This is a genomic window from Frondihabitans sp. GW821-FHT04F02, assembly GCF_059420045.1.
Genome location: NZ_JBWKSZ010000004.1, coordinates 382,981 through 395,274 on the forward strand (window position 1 = coordinate 382,981; position 12,294 = coordinate 395,274).

The following is a 12,294-nucleotide window of genomic DNA, read 5'->3' on the forward strand; positions in this document are numbered from 1 at the left end:
TATGGGCGCACGAACCGGATCGGCCGGTTCCCCGCGAGAGGATCAGAAGATGGCTGGGTTCGACAACATCGCCAAGAAGGCTCAGGGGCTCTTCGAAGACGGCAAGGAGAAGGCCGCCGCCGCGTTCGAGGACGGCAAGGAGAAGTTCGACGAGGTCCGCACCAGCGAGAAGGCCGAGCAGGTGAGCGACAACATTCTCGGCGGCCTTGCCAACGCCGCCAACAAGGTGACCGGCGGCAAGTACGCCGACAAGATCGAGAACGCCCGCGACGCCGCAGACAAGAAGATCGGCCCCGACTCCGTCGAGTAGGGCTCGCACCGAAGCCCCCGGGCACTGCCCGGGGCTCGGTCGTACCCCGGTCACGTCGCGCGCAGGGCGGGGGAGTTTCCTGGTCGGCATGCCCCGCCTGCGCCGCTCCGATTCGTCCCACGCCGGGATCACGCGGCTGCGGTCGGGGCGGGGCTTCACCTATCGCGACTCGACGGGAGCGACGGTGTCCGATCCTGCGCTCCGCGAACGTCTCGAGCACCTGGCGATCCCCCCGGCCTGGACGGACGTGTGGATCGCGCCGTACCCGAACGGCCACATCCAGGCGACAGGCCTCGACGGCGTGGGTCGACGGCAGTACATCTACCATCCCACCTGGCGCGAGCAGAAAGACCGGATCAAGTTCGACCGCGCTCTCTCGCTGGCCGAGGCGCTGCCGGTGGCTCGTCGCCAGGTCACGCTCGACCTGCGCCGTGACGTTCCCGATCGCGAGCGCGCGCTGGCCACGGCGTTCAGGATGCTCGACACCGGCTCGCTCCGCGTGGGCTCGGAGCAGTACGCCGAGCTGCACGGGAGCCACGGCCTGTCCACGCTCCTGTGCTCGCACGTGACCGTCCACGACGACTCGGTCATCCTTCGTTTTCCCGGCAAGAGCGGCCAGGAGTGGGAGAGCACCATCCGCGACGCCGACCTCGCCCACGTGATCCGCGGGCTGAAGTCGCGGGGTGGTCGGGCGCGACTCCTGGCGTTCCGGCCCGAGGCGGGCTCTCCCTGGCGTCCGCTTCACGCTGTCGACATCAACGAGTACGTCCATGAGCGCACCGGGGGCGAATTCACGGCCAAGGACTTCCGAACCCTCCATGGCACGGTCGCCGCTGCGGTCAGCCTCGCGAAGGCCGGCCCTCAGGCCAGCGAGTCGAAGCGCAGGAGGGCGCTGGCCCAGGCCATGCGCGATGCCTCCGACGTGCTCGGAAACACCCCCGCCATCGCCCGCAAGAGCTACGTCGACCCCCGTCTGGTCGACGCTTTCGGGTCTGGCGAGACGATCGATCCATCGCGTCTGGCCTCCGCGGAGTCCGAAGTGCGCGCCCTGCTTTACCGTCAGGTCACCTGAGTCCCGTAACGTTGACCCTCGGGCCCGTTTCTGTGGGCCCCGCGAGAGGAAACCCCAGCTGTGATCGAGTGCATCCACGGTCTTGACATCAAACTGTGCGACATCTGCACCCCGAGAAAGCGCGACGAGGCGCAGGAACTCCCGGCCCCCGCCCGCCGCAGCCCCGTCTCGACGGCCCGCGCAGTCCGCGCGCCGTCCACCCTCCGCACGCCGAAGGTGAAGGCGCCGTCCGACCCCGCCCTGCCCGACGTCGATCTGGCCGCCATGCGCGTCCACCACTGGACGCACCTCACCAACCTGCCGGCGATCGTCGCCGATGGAGCCCTCCGCGCCGTCGCGGAGCCCGAGCTCGACGTGCTCTCGCCCGAGGCGCGCACCCGCCGCTCCGAGGTCACCGTCCCCTCCGGCGCCTCCGTCTCCGCGCACGTGCCGTTCGCCCTGACGCCCGACGCGGCCAGCTGGGACGCCGTGCGGCACGGCGCCGCAGGCGCGGAGTGGTCGGCAGCCGCCCGCGCCACGCGGGCCACCGACTTCGTCGTCCTCGTCGCCCCGGTGAAGTCCGTCGGCGACGGGTTCGTGTTCGCGGACGGGGATGCGGCCGCGCCGCTGACCCGCTTCGCGGAGGGCCTCGAGGAGGGGGCGAAGCTGGCGAGGCGCGCCTCGCTGGCCGACCCCGAGCTCGCGCAGGCCGAGTTCCTGATTCCCGACGCCTTCGACCTGGCGGGCGTGACGCTCATCGGCGTGCCGAACGACCGCGCGCGCGACGAGGTCAAGGCCCTGCTCCGCGAGTACTCGGGGAAGGCGCCTCGCGTGGCCGTCTACCCGCCGTGGTTCAAGCCGTCCGACGAGTGACCGCCGTGCGTCGAAACCCTTGATTCCTCAGGGTTCCGAGGCGCGACACGCCCGGGTTGCAGCAAATGCCCGGGTGTGGCAAGATTATCTGGTTCAACATTTCCGCCTACGGGCGTGAATCACTGCCATGTTGTGAACAGTCTCACGAGGCTGGGCCGCGGGTAGAAGGACACCTCTTCAATCGAATCCGGAGAAGAGCTGACCTCCCCAGGGCGGTCATCCGGAGCGGGTTCGATTGCCACGCCGGCTTCGGTCAGAAGTTCTGCGGCGTGCGCGCGAAGAGGCACGACACCGAGTGTTTCGACACGACCGTGTCTTGACACGACAACAGTGCCAGCCTGAACGACTCCGGTCGTGAGGGCGCGTCAGGCGGCCCCGTGAAGGTGCGCGACGTATACATCGAGAGAGAGTCACACATGGCGGGACAGAAGATCCGCATCCGGCTGAAGTCGTACGACCACGAGGTCATCGACACGTCAGCTCGCAAGATCGTCGACACGGTGACCCGTGCCGGCGCGACCGTGGTCGGCCCCGTGCCGCTCCCCACGGAGAAGAACGTGATCGCAGTCATCCGTTCGCCCCACAAGTACAAGGACAGCCGCGAGCACTTCGAGAAGCGCACGCACAAGCGCCTCATCGACATCATCGACCCGACGCCGAAGGCCGTCGACTCGCTCATGCGTCTCGACCTCCCCGCCGACGTCAACATCGAGATCAAGCTGTAGGGGGCGACTGACTAATGGCTATCACCACCAAGAACGTCAAGGGCCTGCTCGGCAAGAAGCTCGGCATGACCCAGGTCTGGGACGAGAACAACAAGCTCATCCCCGTCACCGTCGTCGAGATCTCGCCGAACGTCGTGACCCAGATCCGCACCGAAGAGGTCGACGGCTACGTCGCCGTCCAGATCGCTGCCGGCGCCATCGACCCGCGCAAGGCCAACAAGCCTTCGACCGGTCACTTCGACAAGGCCGGCGTGACGCCGCGCCGCACCCTCACCGAGGTCCGCACCGCTGACGCCGCCGAGTACGCACTCGGCCAGGAGCTCACGGTCGAGACCTTCGAAGCCGGCCAGAAGGTCGACGTCGTCGGCACTTCCAAGGGCAAGGGCTTCGCCGGTGTCATGAAGCGTCACAACTTCAAGGGCGTCTCCGCCTCCCACGGTTCGCACCGCAACCACCGCAAGCCCGGCTCGATCGGTGCTTCGTCGACCCCGAGCCGTGTCTTCAAGGGCATGCGCATGGCCGGTCGCATGGGTGGCGAGCGCGTCACCGTCCTCAACCTCACGGTTCACGCCGTCGACGCCGAGAAGGGTCTGCTGCTCGTCAAGGGCGCCGTCCCCGGCGCTCGTGGCCGTACCGTCTTCGTCCGCACCGCCGTGAAGGGGAACTAGCGCATGGCTACCACCACTGCACCCGTCAGCACCGTCGACGTCCTCGACGCCAAGGGCGCCAAGGCCGGCACCGTCGAGCTCCCCTCGGAGATCTTCGACGTCGTCGCCAACGTCCCGCTCATCCACCAGGTCGTCGTCGCGCAGCTCGCTGCCGCACGCCAGGGCACGCACAAGGTCAAGAGCCGCGGCGAGGTCTCCGGAGCCGGCCGCAAGCCGTTCAAGCAGAAGGGAACCGGTCGCGCTCGCCAGGGCTCGATCCGCGCCCCCCAGATGACCGGCGGTGGCATCGTCCACGGACCGACGCCCCGCTCCTACGCGCAGCGCACCCCCAAGAAGATGATCGCCGCCGCTCTGCTCGGCGCTCTCTCGGACCGCGCCCGCGGCGCCCGCGTCCACGTCGTGGAGTCCTTCGTGGCCGACGTCGTCTCGACCAAGACCGCTCTCGAGCTGCTCGCCGGCATCTCGACGAGCAAGCACGTCCTGATCGTCATCGAGCGCGAAGACACGCTGACGCAGAAGAGCGTCCGCAACGTCGACGAGGTCCACGTCATCACGTGGGACCAGCTCAACGCCTACGACGTCCTCGTCTCTGACGACATCGTCTTCACCAAGAGCGCTTTCGAGGCCTTCGTGGCCAAGAAGACCCAGAAGGAGGCCACCGCATGAGCGGCATCCACAAAGACCCCCGTGACATCGTGATCTCGCCGGTCGTCTCCGAGAAGAGCTACTCCCTGATCGACCAGGGCAAGTACACCTTCCTGGTCGACCCCCGCTCGAACAAGACCGAGATCAAGCTCGCTATCGAGAAGATCTTCGACGTCAAGGTCGACAGCATCAACACGCTCAACCGCCCGGGTAAGACCCGTCGCACCAAGTTCGGGATCGGCAAGCGCAAGAGCACCAAGCGCGCCATCGTGACGCTCAAGTCGGGCACCATCGACATCTTCACGGCTGTCGGCTAGGGCTCGGAGGGATAACAAAATGGCTATTCGCAAATACAAGCCCACGACTCCGGGTCGCCGCGGCTCGTCCGTCGCCGACTTCGCCGAGATCACGCGCTCGACTCCCGAGAAGTCGCTGCTGCGCCCCCTGTCGAAGACCGGTGGCCGCAACAACGCCGGACGCATCACGACCCGTCACATCGGCGGTGGCCACAAGCGCCAGTACCGCGTCATCGACTTCCGTCGTAACGACAAGGACGGCGTGAACGCCAAGGTCGCTCACATCGAGTACGACCCCAACCGCACCGCGCGCATCGCGCTGCTCCACTTCGTGGACGGCACCAAGCGCTACATCATCGCCCCGAACAAGCTGAACCAGGGCGACATCATCGAGTCGGGTCCCGCGGCCGACATCAAGCCGGGCAACAACCTGCCGCTGAAGAACATCCCGGTCGGTACCGTCATCCACGCCATCGAGCTCAAGCCCGGTGGGGGTGCCAAGATGGCCCGCTCCGCCGGCGCCTCTGTCCGCCTCGTCGCGAAGGACGGCCCCTACGCCCAGCTGCGTCTCCCCTCGGGCGAGGTCCGCAACGTCGATGCGCGCTGCCGCGCGACCATCGGCGAGGTCGGCAACGCCGAGCAGTCGAACATCAACTGGGGCAAGGCCGGCCGCATGCGCTGGAAGGGCGTCCGCCCGACCGTCCGCGGTGTCGCCATGAACCCCGTCGACCACCCGCACGGTGGTGGTGAGGGCAAGACCTCCGGTGGACGCCACCCGGTCTCGCCGTGGGGCCAGAAAGAGGGCCGCACGCGTCACCCCAACAAGGAGAGCGACAAGCTCATCGTCCGCCGCCGCAACGCTGGTAACAAGCGCAAGTAGGAGTTGTAGAAGATGCCACGCAGTCTGAAGAAGGGCCCCTTCGTCGACGACCACCTGCTTCGCAAGGTGATCGTGCAGAACGAGGCCAGCACCAAGAACGTGATCCGTACGTGGTCGCGCCGCTCGATGATCATCCCGAACATGCTCGGCCACACCATCGCCGTGCATGACGGACGCAAGCACATCCCCGTGTTCGTGACCGAGTCGATGATCGGACACAAGCTCGGCGAGTTCGCGCCCACCCGCACCTTCCGCGGCCATGTGAAGGACGACAAGAAGGGTCGTCGCCGCTAACGCGGCGGCGAGAAGGAGGAGAGAAATGGTGGAGTCGATCGCACGCGTGCGTCACATCCGCGTCACCCCCATGAAGGCCCGTCGCGTCGTCAACCTGATCCGCGGCAAGCAGGCCATCGAGGCCCTGGCGATCCTGAAGTTCGCCCCCCAGGGTGCTTCGGAGCCCGTCTACAAGCTCGTCGCGTCGGCCATGGCCAACGCCCGTGTCAAGGCAGATGCCTCGAACAGCTACCTCAACGACGAAGACCTCTACATCTCGAAGGCGTTCGTCGACGAGGGCGCGACCCTCAAGCGGTTCCAGCCGCGCGCTCAGGGCCGTGCGTTCCAGATCCTGAAGCGCACGAGCCACATCACGGTCGTCCTCGCGACGCCCGAAGAGGCCGAAGCGGCCGCAACGTCGAAGAAGGCGAGCAAGTAATGGGCCAGAAAGTAAACCCGTACGGCTTCCGTCTCGGTATCACCACCGACCACGTGTCGCGTTGGTTCTCCGACAGCACGAAGGCCGGGCAGCGGTACAGCGACTACGTCGCCGAGGACATCAAGATCCGCAACCTGCTCAAGACCTCGCTCGACCGCGCCGGCGTGGCCAAGATCGAGATCGAGCGCACCCGCGACCGCGTTCGCGTCGACATTCACACCGCCCGTCCGGGCATCGTGATCGGTCGTCGTGGCGCCGAGGCCGAGCGCATCCGCGCCGACCTCGAGAAGCTCACGGGCAAGCAGATCCAGCTCAACATCCTCGAGGTGAAGAACCCCGAGGCCGAGGCTCAGCTCGTCGCGCAGGGCATCGCCGAGCAGCTCGCTGCTCGCGTGGCGTTCCGCCGTGCGATGCGCAAGGGCCTGCAGGGTGCTCAGCGTGCCGGCGCCAAGGGCGTCCGGATCCAGGTCTCGGGTCGCCTCGGCGGCGCCGAGATGAGCCGCTCGGAGTTCTACCGCGAGGGCCGCGTGCCCCTGCACACGCTCCGAGCCAACATCGACTACGGCTTCTACGAGGCCAAGACCACGTTCGGTCGCATCGGTGTGAAGGTCTGGATCTACAAGGGCGACATCACGAACAAGGAGCTCGCGCGCGAGCAGGCGAACCAGAAGTCGTCGCGCCCCGAGCGTCGTAACGACCGTAACGACCGCGGCGACCGCGGCGGACGTGGCGGAAGCCGCGCCCCCCAGCAGGACGCGCCGGTCACCGCAGGAGCTGAGGCATAACCATGTTGATTCCCCGTCGTGTCAAGCACCGCAAGCAGCACCACCCCGGCCGTTCCGGCCAGGCCACTGGTGGCACGCGTGTGAGCTTCGGTGAGTACGGTATCCAGGCCCTCACGCCTGCCTACGTCACCAACCGTCAGATCGAGTCCGCTCGTATCGCCATGACCCGTCACATCAAGCGCGGTGGAAAGGTGTGGATCAACATCTACCCCGACCGCCCGCTGACCAAGAAGCCTGCCGAGACCCGCATGGGTTCCGGTAAGGGTTCGCCCGAGTGGTGGGTCGCCAACGTCAAGCCGGGTCGCGTGCTCTTCGAGCTCAGCGGCGTCAGCGAGGAGATCGCCAAGGAGGCGCTCACTCGTGCAATCCACAAGCTGCCCCTGAAGGCACGCATCATCAAGCGCGAGGAGGGCGACGCATAATGGCGATCGGATCCAAGGAGTTCGCTTCGGCTGAGCTCGACACCCTTGAAGACGAGCGTCTCGTCGACGCACTGAAGAAGTCGAAGGAAGAGCTCTTCAACCTTCGCTTTCAGTCCGCGACCGGTCAGCTCGAGAACCACGGCCGCGTGCGCGCCGTGAAGCGCGACATCGCTCGCATCTACACGGTCCTGCGCGAGCGCGAGCTCGGCATCCGTGCCACCCCCGCCCCGGCTGCTGCCGCCCCCAAGGCCGCTGCCAAGAAGTCGACCAAGAAGGCCGCTGAGAAGCCGGCCGACGAGGCTCCGGCTGCCGAGGCCGCCGACACCGCCGAGGAGACCAAGTAATGGCTACCGAGAAGAAGACTGCGGCTGCCCCGACCGAGGCCGCCGCGACGGAGACCCTCGTCCGCGGTTACCGCAAGACGCGTCGTGGTTACGTCACCAGCGACAAGATGGAGAAGACCATCGTCGTCGAGGTCGAGGACCGCGTGAAGCACCCCCTGTACGGCAAGGTCATCCGCCGCACCTCCAAGGTCAAGGTCCACGATGAGGCGAACTCCGCCGGCATCGGCGACCTGGTCGTCATCAGCGAGACCCGTCCGCTCAGCGCCTCCAAGCGCTGGCGCCTGGTCGAGATCCTCGAGAAGGCGAAGTAGGCCTCGGCCTGCTCGATAGGAGACAGAAGTGATTCAGCAGGAATCCCGCCTCAAGGTCGCCGACAACACCGGCGCCAAGGAGATCCTCACCATCCGCGTTCTCGGCGGCTCCGGCCGTCGCTACGCCGGTCTCGGTGACGTCATCGTCGCCACGGTGAAGGACGCCATCCCCGGCGGCAACGTGAAGAAGGGTGACGTCGTCAAGGCGGTCATCGTTCGCACCAAGAAGGAGACCCGTCGTAACGACGGCTCCTACATCAAGTTCGACGAGAACGCCGCAGTGATCCTGAAGGCTGACGGAGACCCCCGCGGTACCCGCATCTTCGGACCGGTCGGTCGCGAGCTCCGCGACAAGAAGTTCATGAAGATCATCTCGCTGGCGCCGGAGGTTATCTAAGTCATGGCAAACATCAAGAAGGGTGACCTGGTTCAGGTCATCACCGGGCCCTCGCAGGCCCGCGGCGGAGACCGCGGCAAGCAGGGCAAGGTCATCGAGGTGCTGAAGAACGCCGACCGCGTCGTCGTGGAAGGTGTCAATTTCGTCACCAAGCACGTGCGCGTCGGTCAGACGCAGCGCGGCACGAAGACCGGCGGCATCGAGACCCACGAGGCCCCGATCCACGTGTCGAACGTGCAGCTCGTCGACCCCAAGACCAAGAAGCCGACCCGCGTCGGCTTCCGCGAAGAGACGGTCACCAAGGACGGCGTGTCCAAGACCGTTCGCGTCCGCTACGCCAAGAAGTCGGGAGAGGACCTCTGATGAGCGACACCGCTACCGCTGAAGTCAAGGCTCAGCCGCGCCTCAAGGCCAAGTACCAGGCCGAGATCCTGCCGGCGCTCAAGAACGACTTCGGCTTCTTGAACGTGCACCAGGTGCCCGGTCTCGTAAAGATCGTCGTCAACACGGGTGTCGGCGAGGCCGCGCGCGACTCGAAGGTCATGGATGGTGCGGTCAAGGACCTCACTGCCATCACCGGACAGAAGCCGCAGGTCACGAAGGCCCGCAAGTCGATCGCGCAGTTCAAGCTGCGCGAGGGGCAGCCCATCGGCGCTCACGTCACGCTCCGTGGCGACCGTGCCTGGGAGTTCCTGGACCGCCTGCTGTCGCTTGCGCTCCCGCGCATCCGCGACTTCCGCGGCCTCAGCGACCGTCAGTTCGACGGCAACGGCAACTACACCTTCGGTCTCAACGAGCAGAGCATGTTCCACGAGATCGACCAGGACCGTATCGACCGGGTCCGTGGCTTCGACATCACTGTCGTGACCACGGCCAAGAACGACGACGAGGGCCGGGCTCTGCTCAAGGCTCTCGGCTTCCCGTTCCGCACGGCCGACCAGGCCAACTAAGATCGTTCGGTCGGGCATTCGCTTCTGGCGGGTGCCCGGCCGCACTTCCGTGTTCGGGGATCCGCTCCGAACCACCCGATCGCGTAGGTCGGCTCCCGGTGTACCGGAAGTCGAAACCGCACGAGAAAGAGATCATTCGCATGACGATGACAGATCCGGTCGCAGACCTGCTGACCAGACTGCGCAACGCGAACTCGGCGCACCACGACTCCGTGTCGCTGCCGAGCTCCAAGCTCAAGTCCCACATCGCTGAGATCCTCAAGAAAGAGGGCTTCATCGACTCATGGAAGGTCGAAGACGCTCGCGTCGGCCAGACCCTCACCATCGACCTCAAGTACGGCCCCGCTCGCGAGCGCTCCTTCGTGGGCATCAAGCGCGTGTCGAAGCCGGGCCTCCGTGTCTACGCGAAGTCGACCGAGATCCCTCAGGTTCTCGGCGGTCTCGGCGTGGCCATCCTGTCGACTTCCTCCGGTCTGCTGACCGACCGCGAGGCCGAGAAGAAGGGCGTGGGTGGGGAAGTCCTCGCCTACGTGTGGTAATCCGTCATGTCACGAATCGGACGACTCCCCATTCCGATCCCCACCGGGGTCGATGTGAAGATCGACGGCCAGGCCGTCACCGTCAAGGGCCCGAAGGGCGAGCTCTCGCTCGTCATCGCGAGCCCCATCGAGGCGAAGCTGGAAGAGGGCACCGTTCTGGTGACCCGTCCTGACGACGAGCGCTCCTCGCGTTCGCTGCACGGCCTCACCCGCACTCTCATCGCGAACCAGATCACCGGCGTCACCGAGGGCTACACCAAGGGCCTCGAGATCGTCGGCACCGGTTACCGCGTGCAGGCCAAGGGTCAGAACGTCGAGTTCGCGCTCGGCTACTCGCACCCCATCACCGTCGAGCCGCCCGCGGGCATCAGCTTCACGGTCGAAGGCAACAACAAGATCACGGTCGTCGGCATCGACAAGCAGGCCGTCGGCGAAGTCGCCGCCAACATCCGCAAGCTGCGCAAGCCCGAGCCCTACAAGGGCAAGGGTGTCCGCTACGCCGGCGAGGTCGTCCGCCGCAAGGCCGGAAAGTCAGGTAAGTAATCATGGGTCTCGGAACTAGAGGCAAGAGCAAGTCGGCCGCTACCAGCCGCCGTCACACCCGCCTGCGCAAGAAGATCGTGGGCACCGAGCTGCGCCCGCGTCTCGTCGTCAACCGATCGGCCCGCCACGTCTTCGTGCAGGTCGTCGATGACAGCAAGGGCCACACCGTCGCCAGCGCATCGACCCTCGAGGCCGACCTGCGTACGTTCGACGGTGACAAGACCGCCAAGGCCAAGAAGGTCGGCGAGCTCGTCGCCGAGCGCGCCAAGGCTGCCGGAATCGAAGCGGTCGTTTTCGACCGCGGTGGTAACAAGTACGCCGGACGCGTCGCGGCAATTGCCGAGGGCGCCCGGGAAGGTGGGTTGAACCTGTGAGCGACGCAACGAACAAGACCCCCGAGGCTGAGGCCCCGGCTGTCGTCGAGCGCCCCGTCGAGACGGCTGCCGGCTCCGAGTCGAACAACCGCGAAGGCGGCAACACCGGTCGTACCGACCGTCGTGGCGCCGGTCGCGGCGACCGGAACCAGGGCCGCGGCGGACGCGACGACCGCGACAAGAGCCAGTTCCTGGAGCGCGTCGTCACCATCAACCGCGTGTCCAAGGTCGTCAAGGGTGGTCGTCGCTTCAGCTTCACCGCTCTCGTCGTCGTCGGCGACGGCAACGGACTCGTCGGTGTCGGCTACGGCAAGGCCCGCGAGGTCCCCACGGCCATCTCGAAGGGCGTCGAGGAGGCGAAGAAGAACTTCTTCCGCGTCCCTCGCATCGCCAACACGATCCCGCACCCCGTCCAGGGTGAGGCTGCAGCCGGTGTCGTCCTGCTGCGTCCTGCTGCGGCCGGTACCGGTGTTATCGCCGGTGGTCCCGTCCGCGCCGTGCTCGAGTGCGCCGGCATCCACGACGTCCTGAGCAAGTCGCTCGGCTCGTCGAACACCATCAACATCGTGCACGCGACCGTCGCGGCACTGAGGCAGCTGGAAGAGCCGCGCGCCGTCGCAGCTCGCCGCGGTCTCGACATCGACGCCGTCGCACCCGCTCGTCTGCTTCGTGTCGAGGCTGAGGCTCGCGCTGCCGCAACTGAGAAGGCAGGTGCCTGATGGCTCAGCTCCGCGTGACTCAGATCAAGTCCAAAATTAGCGAGAAGCAGAACCAGCGCGACACGCTGCGCAGCTTGGGTCTCAAGCGAATCGGCCAGACGGTCGTTCGCCCGGACGACAAGCAGAACCGCGGTTACGTCGTCACGGTCGCTCACCTCGTCAAGGTCGAGGAGATTGACTAATGGCTGAAGCAAAGGAAGCAACCACCGAGGCTGCTGCCCCCAAGGCAGCTGCCAAGAAGCCCGCTACCAAGGCGGCTTCGACCAAGGCCGCCGCGGCGAAGTCGGAGACCTCCGACGTGGCCCGTCCGCAGATCCTCAAAGTCCACCACCTTCGTCCGGCTCCCGGTGCCAAGAAGGCTCGGACCCGCGTGGGTCGCGGTGAGGGCTCGAAGGGCAAGACGGCAGGCCGTGGTACCAAGGGAACCAAGGCCCGCTACCAGGTCAAGGTCGGCTTCGAGGGTGGGCAGATGCCGTTGCACATGCGCACCCCGAAGCTCCGCGGCTTCAAGAACCCGTTCCGCGTCGAGTACCAGGTCGTCAACCTCGACAAGCTGAACGACCTCTACCCGGCCGGCGGAGACGTCACCGTGAGCGACCTCGTCGCCAAGGGGGCCGTTCGCAAGAACGAGAAGGTCAAGGTTCTCGGTCAGGGTGACCTGTCCGTGAAGCTGACCGTCTCCGTCGACAAGGTCTCCGGCTCTGCCGAAGAGAAGATCGTCGCCGCAGGCGGAACCGTCACCAAGTAATA

At 66.3% G+C, this 12,294-nt stretch carries 23 protein-coding genes; all 23 read left to right on the forward strand.

Going from position 1 to position 12,294, the window contains the following annotated elements:
• Nucleotides 1-49: 49 nt before the first annotated feature.
• The 23 genes from AC07TY_RS13405 to rplO all read left to right on the forward strand — a co-directional run bounded on the left by AC07TY_RS13405 (nt 50) and on the right by rplO (nt 12,292).
• Nucleotides 50-310, forward strand: coding sequence for an antitoxin (locus AC07TY_RS13405; RefSeq protein ID WP_123506935.1), 261 nt, complete (start codon nt 50-52; stop codon nt 308-310).
• An 88-nt stretch (nt 311-398) separates the two neighbouring features.
• Nucleotides 399-1,382, forward strand: a complete 984-nt coding sequence (locus AC07TY_RS13410; RefSeq protein ID WP_494785658.1) for a DNA topoisomerase IB — start codon at nt 399-401, stop codon at nt 1,380-1,382.
• 60 nt (nt 1,383-1,442) lie between these two features.
• Nucleotides 1,443-2,234 carry a DarT ssDNA thymidine ADP-ribosyltransferase family protein gene (locus AC07TY_RS13415; protein WP_494785659.1) on the forward strand — a complete coding sequence of 264 codons (792 nt, stop codon included), beginning with the start codon at nt 1,443-1,445 and terminating at the stop codon, nt 2,232-2,234.
• Nucleotides 2,235-2,650: 416 nt separating this feature from the next.
• Entirely contained in the window at nt 2,651-2,959 is a 309-nt protein-coding gene (gene rpsJ, locus AC07TY_RS13420; RefSeq protein ID WP_055964962.1) for a 30S ribosomal protein S10, read from the forward strand.
• A gap of 14 nt (nt 2,960-2,973) precedes the next feature.
• Nucleotides 2,974-3,627 carry a 50S ribosomal protein L3 gene (rplC, locus tag AC07TY_RS13425; protein WP_123506938.1) on the forward strand — a complete coding sequence of 218 codons (654 nt, stop codon included), beginning with the start codon at nt 2,974-2,976 and terminating at the stop codon, nt 3,625-3,627.
• Between the two features lie 3 nt (nt 3,628-3,630).
• Entirely contained in the window at nt 3,631-4,293 is a 663-nt protein-coding gene (rplD, locus tag AC07TY_RS13430) for a 50S ribosomal protein L4 (protein ID WP_123506939.1), read from the forward strand.
• Nucleotides 4,290-4,589, forward strand: a complete 300-nt coding sequence (gene rplW / locus AC07TY_RS13435; RefSeq protein ID WP_123506940.1) for a 50S ribosomal protein L23 — start codon at nt 4,290-4,292, stop codon at nt 4,587-4,589. The genes rplD and rplW overlap by 4 nt, the downstream gene beginning before the upstream one ends.
• Before the next feature lie 19 nt (nt 4,590-4,608).
• Nucleotides 4,609-5,448 (forward strand): 50S ribosomal protein L2, encoded by an 840-nt coding sequence (gene rplB / locus AC07TY_RS13440; protein ID WP_123506941.1) that lies wholly within the window; start codon nt 4,609-4,611, stop codon nt 5,446-5,448.
• A gap of 12 nt (nt 5,449-5,460) precedes the next feature.
• On the forward strand, nt 5,461-5,742 hold the full coding sequence (rpsS, locus tag AC07TY_RS13445) for a 30S ribosomal protein S19 (RefSeq protein ID WP_123506942.1): 282 nt from the start codon (nt 5,461-5,463) through the stop codon (nt 5,740-5,742).
• A 25-nt stretch (nt 5,743-5,767) separates the two neighbouring features.
• Nucleotides 5,768-6,160, forward strand: a complete 393-nt coding sequence (gene rplV, locus AC07TY_RS13450) for a 50S ribosomal protein L22 (RefSeq protein ID WP_123506943.1) — start codon at nt 5,768-5,770, stop codon at nt 6,158-6,160.
• Complete coding sequence (gene rpsC / locus AC07TY_RS13455; RefSeq protein WP_123506944.1) at nt 6,160-6,945, forward strand: 30S ribosomal protein S3; 786 nt, start codon at nt 6,160-6,162, stop codon at nt 6,943-6,945. The genes rplV and rpsC overlap by 1 nt, the downstream gene beginning before the upstream one ends.
• A 2-nt stretch (nt 6,946-6,947) precedes the next feature.
• Nucleotides 6,948-7,367, forward strand: coding sequence for a 50S ribosomal protein L16 (rplP, locus tag AC07TY_RS13460; protein WP_123506945.1), 420 nt, complete (start codon nt 6,948-6,950; stop codon nt 7,365-7,367).
• The gene (rpmC, locus tag AC07TY_RS13465) at nt 7,367-7,711 is read left to right on the forward strand and encodes a 50S ribosomal protein L29 (RefSeq protein ID WP_123506946.1); all 345 of its coding nucleotides are present in this window, start codon (nt 7,367-7,369) and stop codon (nt 7,709-7,711) included. The genes rplP and rpmC overlap by 1 nt, the downstream gene beginning before the upstream one ends.
• Nucleotides 7,711-8,022: a 30S ribosomal protein S17 gene (gene rpsQ, locus AC07TY_RS13470; protein ID WP_123506947.1), complete on the forward strand. Its 312-nt coding sequence runs from the start codon at nt 7,711-7,713 to the stop codon at nt 8,020-8,022. The genes rpmC and rpsQ overlap by 1 nt, the downstream gene beginning before the upstream one ends.
• A gap of 28 nt (nt 8,023-8,050) precedes the next feature.
• Entirely contained in the window at nt 8,051-8,419 is a 369-nt protein-coding gene (gene rplN, locus AC07TY_RS13475; protein ID WP_055964996.1) for a 50S ribosomal protein L14, read from the forward strand.
• Between the two features lie 3 nt (nt 8,420-8,422).
• A complete protein-coding gene (gene rplX / locus AC07TY_RS13480) occupies nt 8,423-8,782 on the forward strand; it encodes a 50S ribosomal protein L24 (RefSeq protein ID WP_123506948.1) in 360 nt (119 codons plus the stop codon).
• Nucleotides 8,782-9,369: a 50S ribosomal protein L5 gene (rplE, locus tag AC07TY_RS13485; RefSeq protein ID WP_494785660.1), complete on the forward strand. Its 588-nt coding sequence runs from the start codon at nt 8,782-8,784 to the stop codon at nt 9,367-9,369. Before rplX ends, rplE begins: the two co-directional genes overlap by 1 nt.
• 140 nt (nt 9,370-9,509) lie before the next feature.
• Nucleotides 9,510-9,908 carry a 30S ribosomal protein S8 gene (rpsH, locus tag AC07TY_RS13490; protein ID WP_123507117.1) on the forward strand — a complete coding sequence of 133 codons (399 nt, stop codon included), beginning with the start codon at nt 9,510-9,512 and terminating at the stop codon, nt 9,906-9,908.
• A gap of 6 nt (nt 9,909-9,914) precedes the next feature.
• The gene (gene rplF, locus AC07TY_RS13495) at nt 9,915-10,451 is read left to right on the forward strand and encodes a 50S ribosomal protein L6 (RefSeq protein WP_123506950.1); all 537 of its coding nucleotides are present in this window, start codon (nt 9,915-9,917) and stop codon (nt 10,449-10,451) included.
• A gap of 2 nt (nt 10,452-10,453) precedes the next feature.
• Complete coding sequence (gene rplR / locus AC07TY_RS13500) at nt 10,454-10,825, forward strand: 50S ribosomal protein L18 (RefSeq protein WP_123506951.1); 372 nt, start codon at nt 10,454-10,456, stop codon at nt 10,823-10,825.
• On the forward strand, nt 10,822-11,544 hold the full coding sequence (gene rpsE, locus AC07TY_RS13505) for a 30S ribosomal protein S5 (RefSeq protein WP_494785661.1): 723 nt from the start codon (nt 10,822-10,824) through the stop codon (nt 11,542-11,544). The genes rplR and rpsE overlap by 4 nt, the downstream gene beginning before the upstream one ends.
• Nucleotides 11,544-11,726, forward strand: a complete 183-nt coding sequence (gene rpmD / locus AC07TY_RS13510) for a 50S ribosomal protein L30 (protein ID WP_194600685.1) — start codon at nt 11,544-11,546, stop codon at nt 11,724-11,726. Before rpsE ends, rpmD begins: the two co-directional genes overlap by 1 nt.
• Nucleotides 11,726-12,292, forward strand: a complete 567-nt coding sequence (gene rplO, locus AC07TY_RS13515) for a 50S ribosomal protein L15 (protein ID WP_123506953.1) — start codon at nt 11,726-11,728, stop codon at nt 12,290-12,292. Before rpmD ends, rplO begins: the two co-directional genes overlap by 1 nt.
• The last annotated feature ends 2 nt before the right edge of the window (nt 12,293-12,294 follow it).